The organism is Neisseria sp. P0021.S007 (genome assembly GCF_051956855.1).
In genome coordinates this window covers 1-461 of sequence record NZ_JBQCXA010001569.1, presented here as the reverse complement: position 1 = coordinate 461, position 461 = coordinate 1, and the positions used below count along the sequence as shown (strand labels likewise).

The following is a 461-nucleotide window of genomic DNA, read 5'->3' as shown; positions in this document are numbered from 1 at the left end:
GTATCCAAACCTTGGTCGTCCATTTGTTTTTCGGTAACGACGGACAAAGACTGCGGCGTTTCGCGCTGGGTCAGGCGGATGCCCGTAGCAGCGGAAGAAGCGGGAATGGTGTAATTGGAGGTCGTCTGTTTGCCGATGCCCTTTACTTGGACGGTAGGCAAATCAACCTGCTCAACCCCATCCCCTGCCCCGAAGGAATAGGCGGATAAAAGTGCCGCAGCAACGGCAACCGGCAAACGCGCCGGACGAAATTTAGATAATGGCATGGTGTCTCCTAGTTATTTAGCCATTCCGAATGGCGGCGGAGCTCAAAGCCTCCTTACGCAAATCGGCAGTAAATGGCTTTTTTTGTGTTGTAAAATGAGAACTTCTATCAATTTTTCGTAATAAGATGAAATAAAGCGGTCGGAGTATATTGAACAGTCAAAAAAGAATCAAATAATTTACATCTTTTCCAATAC

1 pseudogene is annotated in these 461 nt (G+C 47.1%); it reads right to left on the bottom strand.

What is annotated here, in order from left to right:
• Positions 1-266, bottom strand: a pseudogene (locus ACTHUR_RS20310) (TonB-dependent siderophore receptor); the annotation flags it as partial.
• Positions 267-461: the final 195 nt, after the last annotated feature.